At 57.4% G+C, this 19834-nt stretch carries 7 protein-coding genes and 1 pseudogene; 3 read left to right on the top strand and 5 right to left on the bottom strand.

Translation table 11 applies throughout. From position 1 onward, the window contains the following. The first annotated feature begins 315 nt into the window (after positions 1–315). The 3 genes and pseudogenes from GUY30_RS10485 (at position 316) to GUY30_RS10475 (ending at position 8687) form a co-directional block, all read left to right on the top strand. Positions 316–3165: a PD-(D/E)XK nuclease family protein gene (locus GUY30_RS10485; protein WP_167197110.1), complete on the top strand. Its 2850-nt coding sequence runs from the start codon at positions 316–318 to the stop codon at positions 3163–3165. Next, positions 3162–6563 (top strand): UvrD-helicase domain-containing protein, encoded by a 3402-nt coding sequence (locus GUY30_RS10480; protein WP_167197107.1) that lies wholly within the window; start codon positions 3162–3164, stop codon positions 6561–6563. The genes GUY30_RS10485 and GUY30_RS10480 overlap by 4 nt, the downstream gene beginning before the upstream one ends. Positions 6564–7086: 523 nt before the next feature. Further along, positions 7087–8687, top strand: a pseudogene (locus tag GUY30_RS10475) (IS1634 family transposase). Positions 8688–8791: 104 nt separating this feature from the next. Here the strand turns inward: GUY30_RS10475 and GUY30_RS10470 are convergent. The 5 genes from GUY30_RS10470 to GUY30_RS10450 form a co-directional block, all read right to left on the bottom strand. Next, positions 8792–10684 (bottom strand): ATP-dependent nuclease, encoded by a 1893-nt coding sequence (locus GUY30_RS10470; RefSeq protein WP_167197104.1) that lies wholly within the window; start codon positions 10682–10684, stop codon positions 8792–8794. Beyond that, positions 10681–13689 carry a restriction endonuclease gene (locus GUY30_RS10465; protein WP_167200908.1) on the bottom strand — a complete coding sequence of 1003 codons (3009 nt, stop codon included), beginning with the start codon at positions 13687–13689 and terminating at the stop codon, positions 10681–10683. The genes GUY30_RS10470 and GUY30_RS10465 overlap by 4 nt, the downstream gene beginning before the upstream one ends. Positions 13690–13691: 2 nt before the next feature. Continuing rightward, positions 13692–15668: a site-specific DNA-methyltransferase gene (locus GUY30_RS10460; protein WP_167197101.1), complete on the bottom strand. Its 1977-nt coding sequence runs from the start codon at positions 15666–15668 to the stop codon at positions 13692–13694. 55 nt (positions 15669–15723) lie between these two features. Continuing rightward, positions 15724–18693 (bottom strand): SNF2-related protein, encoded by a 2970-nt coding sequence (locus GUY30_RS10455; RefSeq protein WP_228281240.1) that lies wholly within the window; start codon positions 18691–18693, stop codon positions 15724–15726. Between the two features lie 130 nt (positions 18694–18823). Continuing rightward, positions 18824–19798 carry a quinone oxidoreductase family protein gene (locus GUY30_RS10450; RefSeq protein WP_167197098.1) on the bottom strand — a complete coding sequence of 325 codons (975 nt, stop codon included), beginning with the start codon at positions 19796–19798 and terminating at the stop codon, positions 18824–18826. Positions 19799–19834 lie beyond the last annotated feature (36 nt).

The following is a 19834-nucleotide window of genomic DNA, read 5'->3' as shown; positions in this document are numbered from 1 at the left end:
TTCTTAGCCACTGAACCATGTTGCGTGCCTTCGTGGCTAGTGGCCAGAGCTTTACGTGGTCGTGCGGACGTATTCATTGAACCGTGTCTCCGAGGCTCTCGTCTGAAAGGCACTGATATTGATTTGGCTGGCAGTCACATTTCCAGTCCGGGCGCAGTTCATTTGGGTTGCTCCAACACTACAGTCGGCATCTGACACTGCGGGGCCATCGTCGCTGTGGGCGAGTCTTTCGCATGAGACCACTTTCGGTAAAGCGTTTGGCGAATTTGCCCAGTCCGAATACTGTCGAGATAGTTGCTCTGGAAAGGACCAAGCATGCGCATCGTCTTCGGATGGAACCTCGATCGGGCACCGTGGTCGACTGACACAACGGGAACGATCGTTGTCACCGGCCCGCTAGGTCTGCTCGGCATCCTCCAGACTCGATTGGGCACGACCCGACCCACCATCGACCGCCCCATTCGCATCGCTCAATACCGGTCGTTGCTGGCACAAGCTGACCATCCTTGGTATCGCCGGTCGTTCGCTAACGACCCCTGGAACACCGCCCACCATCTGCTCGAGCTGCGCGACGACGCGATCGAGGCTGGTTGGAAACCGGCCAATGACGGCCAGGATTACTCCGCACACCCTCGACTCGACGCCTTGGCTACAGTCGAAAGTCTCGTCGTGATCGGTCCGCCACATGACACCGCCGCAACGCTTGCGCCCGGTCGTGCAGACGACGTGCGCGAATCTCTCGAGTTGCTCCGGCTATACGGAGCTAGTTGGCCGCTCGGAATCGATTCGATCGAACTGCGTGACAAGAGGGATACTCTCCCGCAGGTGTGGCAGGACATCCTCGGCGCGGTAGAAGCTGCAGGCGTGACCGTCACGGAGTCCGCAGCACCAACGGAAACGCCGCAACTCACCATCGTGCGCGGCCCCGATACCTGGTCCACCGCCGAGGCGGCCGCCCGGTACCTCGCAAATGTGAACGACCGAGAGCGCACCTGCATCATCGCCGGCGATGCCACCGCTGTCCTCGACCAACAGCTGGCACGACGACAGGCGCCGACGCTCGGAATCGCCGACTCCAACCCAGCAAATCCGTCCGCCCAGATACTCCCTGTCTTCCTCGGCGCTGTCTTGCCCCCGACCGATATCCGTCGAGTCGCCGAGTTCCTGCATCTCTCCTTCGGCACAAACGACGCAACTTCCCCCGCCACGTCGCTCGTTCCGCAGGGAGTGTCGTCGGTGCTCCTGCAAGCCCTCACCCAAGAACCGGGTATCTCCAGCGACCCTGAGTCCGCGTGGATGCACGCTCTCGACCAATTGAAATCCCGAACAGCCGAGAACGCCGACACCGCCACCCGAGCCTGGGAGACCGAGCAAGCACTAGACGGTTTCCTGCGCACCAGGCCGCCCGCGGCCGATTCAGACGAGCTCGACCTCGCCTCCCTCAACCCCGCATTGGACTGGTTGGCTACACGCCTGCGCAGACTGAACGGCAACCGCATCGCTGACACAGCACAGGACGACACCACCGCATTGATCGCCGAGGCGGCCACCCACCTCGCGTCCTTCCGCGCCGCCATCTCCCGGCTCGGTACGAACACCATCCGAGTCCGCGAGCTCTTCGACATCGCAGAATCCAGTGCACCGACTGCAACCCGAGTCGACGCCCACGCCCAAGCCGCCGACTGGACGGTCGTCACCAGCCCCGCAGAAGTCCCGGAAGGCACCGACACCGTCATCTGGTGGTGTTCACAGCGCTCAGCCACCTCGGCGAACGAGACCTGGGACCCAGCCGAAATCGACGCACTGGCGCAATCAGGAGTCCGGATCTCCACCTCGACAGAGAAAGAACGACTGAGACAAGCCGCCGAACTCGACGGTCTCCGCGCCGCTGTGAACCTCATCTGCTTCTGCCCCGAGACCAGCCGAGGCGAACCCGTGGCCCTCCACCCCGTACTTTCACGACTGGCAGAAGACATCTCAGCTGCAGACCGCGAGCACTTTCCAAACGCATCCGTCGACGCAGTGCTTTCCGACCCGACGGTCGCTCGGACCGTCGCGGATCTCATCACAGACGAGACATGGCAACTGGATGACGTGGCCATTCCGACGTCGATCGTCAGCCTCGAACAGTTCACTGCCCCGAACAGAGTCTCGCGCGTCCTCGAAGGCGACTTCCGCCACCTCTTGCCGGAGACGCTGTCCTTCAGCCAGATCGACCAGTTGCTCTCCGACCCGTTGGGCTGGACGCTCGAACGCGGCCTCGGCCTGCGTCGCGGGTTCACTTTCGACATCCCCACAGACAACCGCATGATCGGCAATTTGGCTCACGCCGTGGTCGAAGACCTTGTGCAGGCCAGGAACGACAGCGACACCTCGGCGACCACACCCGCCGACATCGCGAAGGCCTTCGACCGGCTCGTCCCACGGTTCGCTTCCGAGCTGCTCCTGCCGGGGCAGCTGGCACGTAAAAACACGATCAGGTCCACCGCAACCGCATCGTTGGTTCATCTGTTCACCACGCTCAGAAACCGCGGCATCACGATCGTCGGCGCCGAAACCGGCTTCGACCACGACTGGGTACTGACCGTCGCCGGCGAAGCAATGACCGTTCAGCTGAGAGGACAGCGCGATCTTGAAGGCGCGTTCAGCGACGGCCGACCGGCAATCATCGACCTCAAATGGGCGAACTACGAGAAGCGCTATCGAACGATGATCGATGACGGTGAAGCCGTCCAGCTGAGCATCTACTCACACACCAGCGACTCGCCGACGGGTGCCAACCCACTCACCGCGTACTTCATGCTCAAACAAGGACGATTCATCTCGACCGACTCCGGCCTCGACGAGAACTTTAATGCCGGAACAGCCGACAGCTTCGATGATGACGGCAACGGACTCGGTGGCGATCCCGCAGGACTATGGCCGATGATCCAAGCCTCAATCGAACACACACTGTCCGCCATCGCCACCGGCCGCTTCAACTCACTGAGCGCAGACGTCCACGCCGAATTCGGCGTCAACCCCCACACCAAGAGCACACAGGTGGACAAAGCGCTCAAGACCATCAAAGCGGATGAGCTGGAAGAAGGCCGTCTCTTTGTGGCCAAGAACCAGTCCTACAGCAACTTCAACCTCATCTACGGCATCGCGGGGGACCACTCATGAGCGTTCACGTCATCACCGCCTCGGCAGGATCAGGCAAAACGTACCGACTGACGGAAGTGCTCTCCGAACGACTGTCGCAGACAACAGACGACGGCCAACCCGTCCTGCGCGCCAGCGAAGTCATCGCCACCACGTTCACCGTCCGCGCCGCGGCCGACCTCGTCGAAAAGACGCAGAAGCGACTCCTCGATGACGGGAACATCACCGCCGCCGAGGAGATCAGCACCGCACTCATCGGCACCATCAACTCGATGTCCGGCCGCCTCGTCACTGAATACGCCATCGACGCTGGATTCTCACCAGAACTGCGTGTACTCGACGAACAGGAACAGGCGATCGTCTTCACCACAGCCGTCGACGCGGTTGTTGCCGAAGCTGAAGCCACTCACCGCGATCTGCTCGTCCGCACCGGTCATAACGGCAGCCCCGGTGATACGAACGCGTTCGGCCACGGACCCGTCGTCTGGTCCGACCTTGTCAGATCCGTCGCCGAGGCGGCCCGGGCGAACCACCTCGGCGAGGCCGCACTGCGAGCATCGGCACGCGCTTCGGCGGAGCTCTTCCTCTCAGCTCTTCCTGCCGCTGGGGGAGACGGACGGCAGAAGTGGTGTGACAGGTTGGCCGGCGACATCGAGCAGCTGCGCGACGCACTGCGAGTCTTCCAGAACGGCGAGGAACCTCCGTCTGAGGGGCCGAAGGTGACGAAGACCAACGAAGGCAACGTAGAAGGCAGCATCGTCACCCTTGACCGCTTCCTCCGTGGACTCGAGAACGGCGCCGAGGAGGCTGCTCCGTTCGCGCGAGTCCCGTGGTCGACATGGGCGAAGGTGGCAGAGCGGAAGTACACGGCCGTGCCAGGTGGGAAGGCGCCCGGAGCAGTGCCCAAACAGGTTCTCGATGAGTCGAGCGCTCGCCTCGTGTCTGAGGAACTCCTCGCCAACAGTGCCTTCCACTCTGACATCGAGGCACTGATCACCCTCGTCATTGACACAGCGATCGCGTCACTGTCGGCGTATGAGGAACACAAGAACACCCTCGGGGTCATGGATTTCGTCGACCAGGAGGTTCGCGCCCTTGACCTGCTGCGCACGAACGAACGAGTGAGGACATCGATCGCTTCTCGTTACCGCCTGCTCGCCGTCGATGAGTTCCAAGACTCGTCTCCCATCCAGTTGGCGATCTTCATGGAACTCGCCGACCTCGTCGACGAAGTCATCTGGGTGGGCGATCGCAAACAGGCCATCTACGGATTCCGCGGAGCCGACCCTGAGCTGATGAACGATGTCTTTTCGGCACTCATCGATGGAAAGACAGAACTGGGCAAGGCCACTTCGGAGAACCTCGGCGCGTCCTGGCGCTCGACCGAACCGGCTCTCGATCTGTCGAATACTCTCTTCAGCTCGGTCTTCGCCGACCAGAAGGAAAGCGAGGTGGTGCTGAGCATCCCGCCGCAGCGTGAACACCTGCGCCACATTGGCAGCCGCGAACTCTGGGTACCGACCACGACAGCTGGCGGAACTCGATCCGCGGACACGCGGATGGGTAAAGCCATTGCCGCGGGAGTCGAAGATTTCTTGCAGCGCTCGCCTCAGTTGCCCGACGGCGACGTCAAACAGGGCGATATCGCTGTCCTCGTTCGCACGAACTCTCAGGTCTCCCGGGTCGTCTCTGAACTTCGCGAACGCGGCATCCGCGCAGTAGGGTCGACCAGCGATCTGCTTTCAACCAGGGAAGGACAGTTCGTTGCCGCCGGTTTGGCCGCGGTCGTCGACCGGGACGACGCGGTGGCGCTCGCCGAACTCGTCACTCTCATGCCCGACCATGGCAGCCACGACACATGGTTCGAAGATGCGGCACGGATCGTCGACAAGAAAGAACGGCGTGACCAGCCTCGGACGTGGTGGGATGATCCCGCGCTGGCCGCCCTGTCGGAACTGGCGCTCAATGCCGCTCATCACTCACCGGTTGACCTGCTGCTGAGCATCATCGATGCCCTCGACCTGCCGCAGCGGATCAAAGCGTGGACAACACCGGAGAACCGTCTGGCAACGCTTGATTCCCTGTGCCAGATCGCCGGTGAATATGCGGACGCTTCGGAACAGACGCGTTCGCCGGTCACTCCAGCAGGCCTGCTCGATTACCTCACCGAGGCGGCCGGATCCTATGAACAGACGACAGCTCACGATGCCGTGCTCGTGACGACCATGCACCAGTCGAAAGGTCTGCAGTGGCCGGTCGTCATCGTCGGTGTTCCCGTGGCCAAAGACTATGGGCACCGGGAGATCACCGTGGAGAAGGCTCCGGTTTTCGACGCGCGTCATCCCTTGGCGAATCGTGCTCTGCGGTTCCTGCCTCGTGTGCTCAAGGACTATGACCCATTAAAGGTCCGATTGAGCCGTCTGGATGCGGTCAGTCGCGCAGGGCAAGCAGAGAAGGAAGAGACCGCACGGTTGCTCTATGTCGCGCTCACCCGGGCCGAGACTCACAGCATCGTGGCGTTCGGAGACCCCACGGGCACGGATAATGTCCTCACCAGTTCTGTGGCGGAAGGCCTGCTCGAATGGGAGAAGCCGACGGGCGCCGACCAATCAGCGATTGCCGTCGACGAGCACGGAGTCCTGCGCGTCGCCGACCGGCGAAGCAACGGACGCGATGCTTTGACGGAGATGCCGATTCGTATCAGTGCCCTGCCGATCGACATCGAAGACTGCCCCACGGCTGATTCGACTGGTTTGCCGCGGTCGTTCTTCGCCCACACGGACATTCCTATCCGAGGTTCGATTTCGGTTGAGCCTCACCTGCCGGCACGGTTCACCGCGAGCAGCGTGCCTTCAATCGGTGTCGAGGCCGAAGTGGGGATCCTTGCCAAGTTGGGGGAGCCGTTGGTGGACAAGGGCGGAAAAGACTGGGATCGCGTCGGCGACGCTGTCCACGCCTACCTGGGGTTGCCTCTTTCCACACTGACCGATGAACTGAAGCGGACAGCGGCCGAGCGGATCCTCTCGCGCTGGGATGCCGACGGTGTGCTGAATGCGGACGTGCTCATCGAAGTCGGTAAACGGTGGACCGAATGGGTGGAGACGAGGTACCCCGGCGCCGAGGTGGTCACAGAGTCCCCAATAGCCTGGCGCAACGATGACGCACAGGTGATGGAAGGCTGGATCGACTCCCGCATTCTTCTACCGAATCGGGACCATATCCTTGTCGACCATAAGTCGTATCCGGGAACCGACCCAGTTGGTCATATCCGGGAGAAGTACCTCGGCCAGATGGCCGTCTACCGTAAGGCATTGCAGACGACCGGTGGAAACGCCCCAGCACAGGTACTCCTCCACCTCCCACTCTTGGGCGCTATCGCCGAAGTTCAATTTCTGGCGGTGCAGACGACGAAGATGTGAAGAGATGCATGCCGTCGGTCGAACTTGCAAGATGCCGAGTCTAAACGTGAATTAGAAAGTGACTGCATCAAGTGGGCGGACAGCGGACCAGTGCCGTGACCTCCGCACTCTCCGTTGAGTCACCAACATATAGAATAGATTCTCCATCCATTCTCGAGCCAGTCAGTGCTCGATATAAGTGACAATGCGGCACAAATAGTATTCAACATAATGAGGAATAGTATGATAAAATTAGCGCATTGCCGTGTGGTACACCTAAAAATCTTCCGCGTACACAAATTGCTAATGATATTTTCATAAACCGGTCAAGATAAACGTTTTCCGCGATTGATCAAGGTAAATTTTCAGATGAATCTTAATTAAGCAAAAGTGCCTTGAGGTAATACTATGATAACGGCTGAGGTGGGCGCGCCACCTGACTTGCTTCACTTGGCCTGATTTTGGGGTTTGATTCGGCGTCGGTGCTGGTGAGAGTGCTGATATGCGCGAAATCGGGACACTAAACGGTCCGTAGAATGAGTGTATGAGCCTGCGACTGAGGAAAGTCGCGACCGCATCCGGGGCAACCGCGGTCCAAATCGTGACGAAACGCCACGGCAAACTCACCGTTATTGAACACCTCGGCTCCGCGCACACCCCGGCACAGTTAGCAGCTCTCGAAGAAGCCGGCCGCGAGAAAATCAACGAGTCCACCGGACAACTGTCTTTGGACCTCGACACCGGAAATAAGGTCTCTGCTGGTTCGCGTCGACGTGTGAAGGGATCGGCATCGCGTCTGCTTATCGATACGATCCGCACTGCCTACGACAGGCTCGGCTTCCACGTCGTTGATGACGAAGCCTTCTTCCAGCTCGTCCTCGCTCGCATCGTCGAACCCACATCGAAGTCCGACAGCATTCGAGTCCTTGACGAGCTCGGGGCCGATACCAAACATCGCAGCACGTTCACCCGGTGCCTGCAGCGAGTCAATGCTGATGCGTACCGAGAAACCATCGCGCAGAAGTGCTTCGACTATTCGGTCGCGACGACAGGGATCTCTTTGATTCTCTACGACGTGACGACTCTCTATTTTGAGGCAGAGAAAGAAGACGAACTGCGCAACGTCGGCTATTCCAAAGAACGTCGAGTCGACCTGCAGATCGTTGTCGGCCTCCTCGTCGATCGGACCGGGTTTCCGTTAGAGATCGGCTGTTTCGAAGGCAATCCCCCACAAGTGGGAGGTGCCCCCTGGCAGAGACGTTCACGATGATCCCGATCGTCAAGGGATTCCAGGACCGTCACGGGGTTACCGATATGGTCATCGTGGCTGATGCTGGAATGCTCTCAGCTGCGAACCTGAAGGCCATCGATGACGCAGGGCTGAGATTCATCGTGGGCTCACGGCAGACGAAGGCACCGAATGATCTGGCGACCTTCTTCACCTGGAACGGCACGAACACCGACGACGGGCAGCTCATCGATACCCTGACCCCACGAGCCGATGTGGCGTTGAACAAGAACCGGACGCTGACTCGTGCCGAACCTGTATGGTCACCTGTCGATCATCCGCACGCTTGGCGGGCAGTGTGGCAATACAGGCGGAAACGAGCCGTGAGGGACCGGGAGACGCTGAATCTGCAACGCAACCGCGCGATGCGCATCATCGATGGGGAATCGAAACCGAAAGCAGCACGGTTCGTCAAAGCCAAGGGGTCGACTAAGGTCTTCGATGAGGCTGGTTATGACAAGGCCGTCGGGTTGGCCGGCTGGAAAGGCTACGTCACGAACATCGCCGCGAACGTGATGTCGGCCAACGACGTCGTTGGTTCTTATCATGACCTGTGGCATGTCGAGCAGTCATTTCGGATGTCGAAGACCGACCTTCGAGCCCGCCCGATCTTCCATCGCACTCGTGACGCGATCGAGGCGCACCTGACGGTTGTGTTCACGGCGTTGGCCGTATCGAGGTTCATGCAGGAAGCCACGGGGATGTCCTTGAAGAAGATCGTGACCACGCTGCGGCCGCTGCGTGAGTTCGTGGGCGAGATCGATGGTCACGAGCTCGTGTTCCCACCCGAGCTTCCGCCATCGGCCGCGAAGTTGATCGAAAACGTCGAGACTTTCGGGCCAGGACCGGGACACTAAAGTGAAGCAACTCAGGTAATACTATGATAACGGCTTCGGTGGGCGCGCCACGGTATAATATCCGTAAGCCGAATGTCTGCTATGGCGATCGCGGGTGAAATTATTCATCTAATGAATTCGATCGATTTAGCGTGCTCGATAATGGCTTTTAACATCTCGGGTATAGGGCCTTTGGCATTTAACGTGGCCAGTCGGTAAGCGGATTGATTTTTTGAGAGTGATATACCCATTTCGGCCTCGACTGCTTCGCAAGAAGTGACCCAATCGGGCCAATAGGCGGCCATATACGATTCTAGATGATCGTCAAATACTGCTACGCGGTCATGGATCTGAGCAGGTGGAAAATCGGTGACTTGAAGATCGAAATATTTCAGTAGCGTTTTATTTGCGGCTACGTGGTTATTTCGTTCACTGGCAATTTTCTCATCACTCTTGCCTTTGGCGCGAGCGCGTGTTTCGAAGCCTCCGTCGCCATCGAATAGCGTGTAGGTTGGGATGCCCAGTGCGCTGAGTATCGAGTGGAGGACTGGAATGTTCGTCTTCCCGCCAGTCGCCACAATGGATACTCCGGCTGCTTCGAGAAAAGCTACGGCTTCACGATCTCCGATGCCGTAAAAGACGGCAAGTTCGGTAGTGCCTTCTACGAGAAGTACGCGTTGCGAAAAGAGCGCTAGGGACAATTGGTTGGCTAGGATGGAATCTATTTGTCGATCCACTGCCTCGGGCTTCATGAAACCATCCAGTGTGTTTCTGATATTCGCGACGGTAGAATGGTGAATGGTTACGCGTGGGTGTTCTTCTGCAGTTCGCGTTAGCCGGCGAACCTGATCGAAGTGTCGAGCCTCAACAAAGTAAGGGCTGTGAGTCGCGTAGGTAACCTGGATATTGTTCTCAGAATCTTCAGCCAATGCACGCAATACTTTTGCAAATCCTTGCGCCTGAATGGGGTGCTGGTACAATTCGGGCTCTTCAATTGCTAGGCAAATGACACCTTGTTCTGATGCGGTTCCAGATTCTGCAAGAACTTGAAGGGCCGATATCAGCATTGTTCGTTGGAACCCATGTCCCTGACGTTCGACAGCCGTAGACGTATCGCCGTCCTTCACCGTCACGTCAAAAGTAGTCTTGGGTGATTTGAGTTCGATTTCGGAAGGGTTGACGTTTATCTCCCTGCCCGGCGAGTATTTCGCGACGGTGTCATTCAAATGCTGCGTTAATTCCAGAAGTTCTGAATTGAACTTAGCGTTATAAACTGCTTGTTGCTTTTTGCGGCTCTCATCTATGATTTGTGCAATCTCATCATCGGCAGCAGAACGATCGATTGTACGTTCCAGAATGCGTCCGAGTATGCTGGCTTTCGCGTCGAGTGATTCTTCGCTAGCCCGAAGATCGGCGGTGACAAGGACAAAGTCGAAAAGCCCACTCATTTTTCCGCCACTGTTGAAGCCAAAAAAGTTTGTCTGAAGTTCTTCGGGCAAGTTGGAAAGTTGATCATTATGTTCGGATTCCCAAGTTGTTATAGCCTGGTCGATTGAGGTGGCAGTGTTGGCTAGCGGCAAGTCCAAGTCTTTCCGCTCGTTCCTGAGGTGGGAGTAAAGCTCCTTTTTTAATTTTGCCGTAGTGGCCTTCTTTATTTCATTGAATTCTGGGAATCCTTTTGCGTTAGCCGAAAGTGTTTCGTCTCCCGTTGGCGTTCGTCTCTTCCATGCAGTGAAGGTCTCAACTGAATCTGGTGCGTACTTTCCGAGTTCGGCGCGGTCTAGTTGTGTTAGGTCAGAGAATGTAACTTGGACCTCGATATCCCTGTCTGTCGCTCCGAAAGAACAGTCTTCTTCACTCATGTCGCCAGGCTTTCCATTGAAAAACCAGTCGAGAGCGTGAAGGACTGTCGACTTTCCGCTGCCGTTAGGACCTATGAAAGTGGTTACCGAATCAAAATTTATTGAGACATCGGCAAGGGTGCGAAAGTTTCGAATTTGGACATTATGTATTCTCACTGCAGGTTCCAATCGTCAGGGGCAGATAACTGATAGTTGTCGATTCCAATGGCTTTGAAGTGTCGTTTGGCTGCGATCGTCTTTGCTAGTTCTGTAGGTCTGAGTTTTGAAACATCAAGGGTACTTTTTGTCTCTCGGATCATGTAGACATGCTCTTCGCCGCTCTCGTGTTTTACGATTGCCCAGTCTGGGTTATATGGCCCGACCGGAGTGTCGATCTTAAACTTGTCAGGCAGCTTCATAAAGAACTTGATGTCCTCGCGGCCGTCGAGTAGTTCGGCAAACTGCCGTTCGGGATCGGAGTCGTACACGATGTAGTCGAAGTTCGACTTCTCTGCGTTTTCGAGTTTGTACATCTGGTCAAGAAAACGTTCCTTTTCTTCCGCACCATCCTTTTGGAGTTCACGCAGCTCATAGACAGAGCCTGCGATCCTCTCATACTGCACACCGTCAACGACGCGTTTGGCGAGCTCGGTCTGAACGAGGCGCTTTGCCATGCTGATGAAGTCGTTGGGATTTGCAATGAACTCGTCCAGTCGGCCACTGCCGACGAGGATGTCGACGATTGTCTTTCGGGTCAGGGAAGTGGCTTCCTGCAGCTCTTGGATAATGTCCGGAAGATCGTAGCTACCGCGAAGCTCCTGCTGGCGCGAGCCAAGCTCCTGGCCCTTCGTGCCACCGCGAAGCACCTTCACTCCCGCGCGTGTGACCTGGATTCGCAGTGGATCGATATTCGGTGCTTCCTTGATCGCCTTAACCGAGTTCTCAATGATCTTGTCGCGTTCCAACTCGACGCGGTACGTAGTGCGTCGGCTGATAGTCTCCCAGAAAATCTCGAATTCCGGATTAGCGAACAGTTCCTTGTTAAGCGTCCTAGGGTAGCGTTTTCTTTTGTTTTTGATGTACTTGCCGATGTTGGCGCGACTTATCAATTCGATTACAAAGGGCTCTGTCCAAACGAAATCGGCGGGCATATTGAGGCTGAAGCCAACCGTGTTCGGTTGGAACTTCGGTTGCACAACGCCGTCCTTGTCGATGAATCTTTGAGCGAGCAGATGCTCCCAGATTGACACAGATGTTGTGTAACCGAGCCTCTCATCGGTGAGCGACCCATCGGGGTTTTGTAGTGGGATCTTTGAGAACTCCGCCTTGCGTACGCGGCCGATCTCGACGCCTGCGTCCTTGTACTCTTTCTGGAGCGCGTCGGCGAACTGCGTGTACGACTCGTTCGCGACCACAGTCAGCGTAGCTATGCCACGATCCGCTACACGCTCGTAGCCGCCTTCGCTCCTCGCGACTGGCAGGCGCAAGCCACGACCGAGTGTCTGGCGGCGTTCTGTCTCGGCGCCCATTTCGCGCAGGGTACAGATCTGGAAGACGTTCGGGTTGTCCCAGCCCTCTCGTAAGGCAGAGTGGCTGAAGACGAACTGTGTCGGTTCGTTCGCGTCAAGTAGACGCTCCTTGTCCTGCATAATCAGCTCATAGGCGTCATCGTCAGCCTTGGTGGTGCCGGACGTGTCGTGGAACTTGTCGGCTGCTCCTTTTTTGCCTTTGAGGACAGAGAAATAGCCGCGGCGCAGCGCGGCCGGATCCTGTGGCAGCAGTTCCTGCCACTGCGACGACTTGGAGCGCTCCTCTAAATACAGCTCGTCGAACCACTTCACGAACTGACCATTCGCATCGTTGTTATTCGAGCCATCACCGAGGAAGCTCTCGACTTTATCGATGAAGAACAGACTGAGCACCTTTATACCCCTGGCGCGTAGCTGCGTCGCCTTTCGGAGGTGCTCCTTGATTGTCTCTCGGATCATCTCCTTGTAGACCGCCCCCGAGGAGCCGCCGATGCTCTCGCCCTGGTACATGTAGCCATGGAGTGTGAGGTCGACGTAAGCGGGTTCTATGCTCATCTCGTTGACGCGCCAGCCGTCGTAACTCGCGTTGTCGGACAGACGGGGATCTGACAGCTCCTGGTTCTGCTTGACGTTTACCACGCGGCGCTCAAGCGTACCGTCCGCCTTGCGGCAGGATAGTTCCAGCCGGGCAACCCACCCCTTGTCATTTTTGACCTCAACCAGCTTGATGTACGGTGTCGCGTCCGCACCCTGTTGCTGCACATCGGCCACCACGATCTGTTTCACCAGCCCGAGGTCGTGCGCGTCGACGGGATCGAGTCGATAGACGACGTTGCGGAGCTTCTTGTGCGTCGCGCTGTAACGCAACGTGAACACCGGATCGAGTTCACTCAATGCGGACTGAGAGAGGAGGGACTCCATATTCTGCGGCTCGTCCATGATGACGACGGGATGCGTTGCTTTCAAATAGTCCACTGGCCGCAGACCACCTAGCTGGTTACGTGCCTGGTGCATGATTCGAGTATTGGCGTTGCCGCGGATGGAATCTATGGTCATGACCATGATCTGTACGTTGGTCGATGTCGCGAAACCGCGGACCTCGTCCGCAGCCTTACCGCTGTAAACTGACGAATCGAACGTAATGCCACGTTTCTTGTACAGCTCTTCAAAATGCGAACGCATTAGCCGGATACTAGTGTTCACTCCCTCACGGATCGCCACACTCGGGACGAGAATGACAAATTTGGTGAAACTATACCGCGTGGCCAGCTCGAAGATTGTGCGGAGATATACGTACGTCTTGCCCGTGCCCGTTTCCATCTCGATGTCGAAGTTGAGCGCGGATTGATCAAAGAGCTTCGCAGCAACCTCGAGGCCGTTCTTGTCCTGCACCCGCCGCAGGTTCGCGAGTATCGTTTCGCGGTCGAGCACAAGGCGGTTGCCAACTGCGCCGACCTCCTGCGTGAGATCGAGGTCAAACGTCGTGATGTCGTTTGAGTCGACAGCGGCTACCTGGCCGCGAAGCGTCGTTTCAAGTTTCTCGGCGTCCTTTGGCTGACCGTCAAACAGGTCGACGACGGAGTTGATCGCGTCCAGTTGGTAGGGCTGGCTGGCGTCGAACTTGAACTCGCTTTTCGTTGTGCTGGATCTCATGATCAGGCCGTCCATAGTTCGATGCCGTAGCTCTTGCAGAGCTGAGCCAAGTTGGTCTTGAGCTGGTCGTCGCCCTGAAATGTATCCTCAAGGACGATCAGACGAGCAGGGTCTTCGTGCACGAGGGCGCGCAACTGTTCGAGCGTTGGCTTGACTTGCTTGTTCAGATAGGCCAACACGATGCCGTCACCCACCGAACGAAGGTTGAGGCCGGCCACGTTGATTGGAACTATCCGTTCAGTCAGCGAGTAGCCTTGTTTGAGGAGAATCTCAACAAGGAGATCGTCCGCCGTTGCATCGTCCGCAATACTGCTATCGCGCAAGTTGAGAAGATGTTGCTCCAGTTGATTCGGATCAATCTCGCTAGAATGCTTCGACGCCGCAAAGTTGGTTTTCGCGAGTCGGTAGGCGCGTACTCCAAAGTCGGGGTCGTTGTCATCGGGCAAGCGATTGCTTGACGCTTTCTGGATATGGGCGCTAGCGGCCCGAATTCGAGACACCGAAATGTCGGCAATCGAATGATGACCCGCTCGTCGAGCCGGCTGACCTTCAAGAAGCGGTTCCGGAAGCTGGACTTGAACGAAAGTCCGATTGCCGCCGTCCTCCGCGTTGAGTGACATCACAGCGTGTGCAGTCGTACCTGACCCGGCAAAAAAGTCGAGAATGATTGACTCTTCATCTGAAGCCATGTCGATGAGAAGCTTCACAAGGTTCACCGGCTTTGGGTATTCGAACCACTTGGGATCGAGACCTATTGCCTTTATATCTGCCGATCCCTCGTTGGTAGTGATGTCCATGATGAGGTCTTTGACCGTCGCTCCATCGACATCTCGGACTTTCGTATGGACTTTCCAGCCTGAGGCCCCCTGTGTGAATGAGAGGTCATGTGATTCTGATTCGACTTTGCGCCGACTCCAGCGAAAGGCATGAAATTTGTTCGTGCCGTTATTGTTCTTTTTTGGGGCGATCTTGATGTATCCGTCGTAAACGTGTTCATTGGATACATCGGCAGTTTTGACATCGCCCGTTGATGAATTGTAGTAAATGTCGAAAACTAGGTTAGGGCGAGTCACTTCATTAAATACAGAGTTGGTGTTGTGGAGTTCGTTCTTGAGGACATAGGCTCCATGCTCGTCGTGCTCAACTTTGTATTTAAAGCCTTTATATATGGAAGGCATCAGCGTCTTGAGTTTTGCGCCTGAGCCAATGAATTCGCCCGCGTCATCAGCTCGGCGAGCATAACAAAGGACGTACTCCTTGGTGCCCGCCGCACCGCTGGCAGCGATCTGACGGCCCTTCAGGTTGCTAACCCAGACGAAAGTGTTCAGAAAATTGGATTCGCCAAAAATCTCATCACAAAGTTTCTTGAGGTTGTCATATTCGTGGTCATCAATGGAGAGGAATATTACGCCGTCTTGGCTCAGGAGGTTGCGTGCGAGCTTCAGCCGTGGATACATCATGTTGAGCCAATTGGAATGGTAGCGTCCTTCGGTGTCAGCATTGGTCGAGAGCCTTTTTCCCTCTTTGTTGACCTGACGCGTCCACTCGAGATAAGTATCAAGCCCCTCTTTGTAATTGTCCGGGTAGACGAAGTCCTTGCCGGTGTTATATGGCGGATCGATGTAGATCATCTTGATCTTGGCGTGGTAGTGTTTCTGCAGGATTTTTAGCACCTCGAGGTTATCCCCCTCGATGAACACGTTCTTTGTGAAATCCCAATCTTTCGAGTTCTCGAAATCCGGTCGCAACGTTGCTGTCGTCGGCTCTTGAGCCGCACGCAGGGCGCGCTTCTTGCCGGGCCAGAACAGCCCGAACCGCTCACTGGTATCGGCTGCGTTACTGTCCAGCAGCTCCTTGAGCTTTTCCACGTCCACCTTGCCGTCGGCAATGACCTCGGGCATTAGCTCGGCGAGCTGGGCCGCGAGCTCAGTCTGGAAGTTCGGGGTTGAAGATGGTGTTTGGTGGACTTCTTCGCTCATAAGTTTCACTCTTCCCTTGCTTAACAATTCGAAAACGTTGTGTGAATGTAGGAGGCTATGCGACGATGCGCCAACGGATCGCGAACAGGTGCTCGCGGTTCTGCGTACCTTTTAGGGACTGTTCGATCATGTCGAGTTTCTCGTCGATCTCGGCCCGCAATTTGCGGCGTGCATCGCGGAAACCGTCGTCGGCTTCGTCTGCCCTGCGCTCCCACTTGCGTGCCTCGCGCTTGAGTTTGAGCTGCTCCATCGGGTCATCCGCCTGTTTCGCTGCTTTGCGAGCTGCTTTCTCCTTGGTGCGGTACTCGCGGATTTTGCCTTCGTGTTCAGCCTTGCGATCCTGCTGGTGGCGGTACAGCAACTCCTCCTGCTGGTCGTAGTGGCGAGAGTTGCGTCCCTGGACCTCTTTCTCCAGCTCATCGAGCCGCGCTTCGAGCCGCGGTTCGATCTTGGTGACGTCGACCGTGGCCGGTTGTTCACTAATTTTGAGGCAGGCGAGGTCAAGGATGTCTGCGACGTATTCCTCATCCAGATACTGGCCGTCGTCCGTCATGCCACCGGCGAGCATGTATGATTCGGAAATGTCTTCGTCGCGGGCCTGCATCGTAAAGGTCAGCAGGTTGACCGTGAGGTCACCGCTCATGCCTTCGAGTGCCTTGACCGCATTACTTGCGCGCTTCGACTGGGCGAGCGAGAACGTCAGCTCGCGCTCGGGCGTCCCGTGTGCCTTTGCGGTTTTTGTTACGTGCTGTGCTAGCGGACTCGCGTAGCGATACTGGTGTGCGTTCGGGAGCGGCTTTGACTTGAAGAAGTAGTGGCCTATTGGCGCGTCCTTGGTCGGAGTCTGGTTTAGCACGAACGTGCGACCGTCACCCTCGAACGTTGCGACATCTCGCAGTTCGTGTTGTGTGATCGCAAGCAGGAGACGCTCAAACTTGTTGAGAACCTCGCCCGACTGTTCGTCGTACGCCTTGAGACGATCCTGCACGTGCGGATCGAGGTGGTCGAAGACCTTGGCCTTAGCGCTGGCCATTTCCTTTGAGATCTCGCCCGCGAACTGATCCTCGAGGTGTTTGAACGCTGCTTCGATCTCGCCTGCTGTCTTGCAGTGGGTGAGAATATCGCTGATTCGCTTCTCGAAGTCTAGGCCGTCCTCCACCGCTCCGAGCACCTCGTCAGAGGCGCCGAACACGCTCGAAAACAGTTGGAACTTGTTCGTCAACAGCTCCAGGATGCGCTGCTCGGCAACGTTGCCCTTGTTGCTGAAGTTCACAACGACAACGTTGTGCTTTTGGCCGAACCGGTGGACGCGGCCGATGCGTTGCTCGACACGCTGCGGGTTCCACGGCAGATCGTAGTTGACGAGCATCGAACAGAACTGAAGGTTGATGCCCTCAGCCGCTGCCTCGGTCGCGATCATGATCGTGCCCTGGTCGCGGAAGTATTCAACGAGGGCCTTGCGGCGGTCGACTGCGGGGATGCCGGTAATTAGGTCGCCGTCCTTATTGGCCGCCAACCAGGATTGATAGATTGCCGTTTGCTCGGGAGAGGTATTCGAACCGTTGAACAAGACGACGCCCTCGTCACGGCCGGCGTCGGCCAGGGTGCGGGCGATGTACTCCTGCGTCTTGGTCGAGTCGGTGAAGATAATAGCCTTCTCGGCGGCACCTAGCTCACGGAGGCGCTCGAAGCCCAAATCGAGGGCCTCGTTCAGCTTGACCGCCTTCTGGTTGACGATGATCGAACGAGCAAGTTCCGCGTATTCGCGGAGCTCATCTACCTCGGCGCGCATGCGTTTTAGCGTTTCGCTATCGAGCTGCGCGCTTGAGGTCTGGTTCGAGACCTCCTCGGCTTCCTCTGCAATCTCAGCCTCGAGTTCATCGCCAGCTTCGAAGTCGGCCAAGAACAATCCGCCGCGGTTATCACGGAGCTTGCCGGCGGCCACCTCGTCCGCTAAGCGATTGGCAATATTCTCCAACGTGCTCGCAACCGCATACGTCGACGAACCTAGCCGCTTGCGAATGATGAGCGCCGAGAGGTGGCGCTGTGAACCTGCGAACGCGAACAGCTCGTCGCGCTGTAGATAGTCGTTGACTAGGTCGTACAGGCGTGCTTCAGCGGGCGACGGTGTGAACTCCACCGTCAAAGGCATGCGCTTTGTGAATTGGATGTACTTGTTGGCGTCCTTGCGGAGCGTGCGCTTGGAGATCACTGCCACACGCTCGACCAGGTCGTCGTCGCCCGTCAGGTCGCGATTCTTGATATATCGCTCACGAAACGCATCAAGTGAGTAGAAGTAGTCGGGGTCGAAGATCGAGACGAGCCCGTATAGTTCCTCGAGTTTGTTCTGCAGTGGCGTCGCTGTGAGCAACACCGTCTTGTGAGCGCTCCGGGCCACGTGTGAGACAGACTCGGCCACTTTCGCCTTACCGTTCCAGTAGCTGCGAAGGCGGTGAGCCTCGTCCGCCACCACCAGATCCCATGACTTCAGCAGTGAGGTCTCGTGGCGGAGGACGAACTCGTAAGAGCAGATGAGTGCTTCAGGGGTACGGGAGCCCGCCTTCGCGAGCAACGAGCCCTTCGACTTGGCGTCTAGGATCGTGGATGGGATAAGGAACTTCTCGTATAATTCCTGCTTCCACTGCTGACGCAGGCTCGACGGCGCAATGATCAAGATGCGGCGCTTACGCTCGGCCCAGTATTGCGAGATGACGATGCCGGCCTCGATTGTCTTTCCGAGGCCGACCTCATCTGCCAGGATCACGCCTGGTAGGAACGGGGTTTGCAAAGCGAACAGCGCCGCGTCGATCTGGTGAGGCTTCGGCTCAACCTGTGCGTCGAACAGAAGACCGGCAAGCTTGCCGACATGGTCGCTCGCATGGCTACGTTGCAACTCATGTGCAAAGTACTTCGACTGATAGTCGGTTAGCGCCGGGTACTTAGGGTCTTCCTCGTGGCTCTTGCGGTCGACGAATTGATCTAGCTTGCTCTCCTCCGGAAGCGCATGCGCAATCTCGTAGTGCATCAGACTGAACTCCTTCGCGCCTGAAGCGCTACTCCAAAATTTCATCTGTCACGGTAAGTAGATTACAACCAGTTTTGAAGGGATTACCGTAGTTTGAAGCGTGTTGAGACTGTTGTTTCCGGTTCGTTACTCAGGCCGTCAGCACAACTTTGCCGGTCGTCTTGCGGCCCTCAAGTGCCCGATGTGCATCCGCGGCATCAGCCAGAGCAAACGTGGCGCCGACGCGGAAGTTGAGCCAGCCGTGTTCGATGCCGTTGAAGAGCATCGCCGAACGTTTCGCCAGCTCCTCCGAGCTGCGCACGAACCACGCCAGAGACGGACGGGACAGGAAGATTCCCCCCGAAGAGTTCAATCGCTGGATGTCGAACGGCGGCACCTGACCCGAGGCCCCGCCGAAGAGCACCATCGATCCCAACGGCTTGATCGACGCCAGCGATGCATCAAACGTCGTCTTTCCGACACCGTCATAGGCGACATCGACACCTTCGCCGTCGGTGAGCTCCTTGACCTTCGCCGTGATGTCGACGCCCTCACCGTAGAGGAACACGTCATCGGCGCCGGCCTTTCGCGCCAGCTCCGCCTTCTCCTCGGTGCTCACCGTTGAAATGACATTGCCGCCCAGGTGCTTGATGATCTGCGTGAGCAGCAGACCGACGCCGCCGGCACCAGCATGCACAAGTGCCGTCTGTCCCGGCTTGATCTCGTGCGAGCTCGTCGCCAGGTACTGCGCCGTCAGTCCCTGCAGCGGCATCGCCGCAGCCACCTCGGCGGACACGCCCTCCGGCACACGCAGAAGGAAATCGCCCTTCACGACGACCTGCGTCGCATACGAACCCGGGCCCTCGTGCCAGGCCACACGGTCACCGACTTGCCAGCTCTCAATGCCTTCGCCCACCTCGGCGATATATCCGGTGCCCTCGACGCCGACGACGTGCGGGTACTCCATCGGGTAGACGCCCGAACGGCGGTACGTGTCGATGAAATTCACGCCTGCGGCCTCGACGTTGACGAGCACCTCACCAGGGCCCGGCTTCGGAGTTTCGATCTCGCCGAACTCAAGGACCTCGGGTCCACCGGCCTGCATTGCACGAACTGCCTGGGTCATGACGCCTCCTGCATATAAATTAATTGCCTGGTATGG

Origin of the sequence: Brevibacterium pigmentatum (assembly GCF_011617465.1) — a bacterium.
Lineage (GTDB): Bacteria > Actinomycetota > Actinomycetes > Actinomycetales > Brevibacteriaceae > Brevibacterium > Brevibacterium pigmentatum.
This window is presented reverse-complemented; position numbering and strand designations above follow the sequence as displayed.

What these genes read in the sequence shown, in the direction of transcription:
- GUY30_RS10480 (WP_167197107.1), top strand. Translation starts at nt 3,162, where the DNA reads ATGAGCGTTCACGTCATCACCGCCTCGGCAGGATCAGGCAAAACGTAC.
- GUY30_RS10450 (WP_167197098.1), bottom strand. Translation starts at nt 19,798, where the DNA reads ATGACCCAGGCAGTTCGTGCAATGCAGGCCGGTGGACCCGAGGTCCTT.
- GUY30_RS10460 (WP_167197101.1), bottom strand. Translation starts at nt 15,668, where the DNA reads ATGAGCGAAGAAGTCCACCAAACACCATCTTCAACCCCGAACTTCCAG.
- GUY30_RS10485 (WP_167197110.1), top strand. Translation starts at nt 316, where the DNA reads ATGCGCATCGTCTTCGGATGGAACCTCGATCGGGCACCGTGGTCGACT.
- GUY30_RS10455 (WP_228281240.1), bottom strand. Translation starts at nt 18,693, where the DNA reads ATGCACTACGAGATTGCGCATGCGCTTCCGGAGGAGAGCAAGCTAGAT.
- GUY30_RS10465 (WP_167200908.1), bottom strand. Translation starts at nt 13,689, where the DNA reads ATGAGATCCAGCACAACGAAAAGCGAGTTCAAGTTCGACGCCAGCCAG.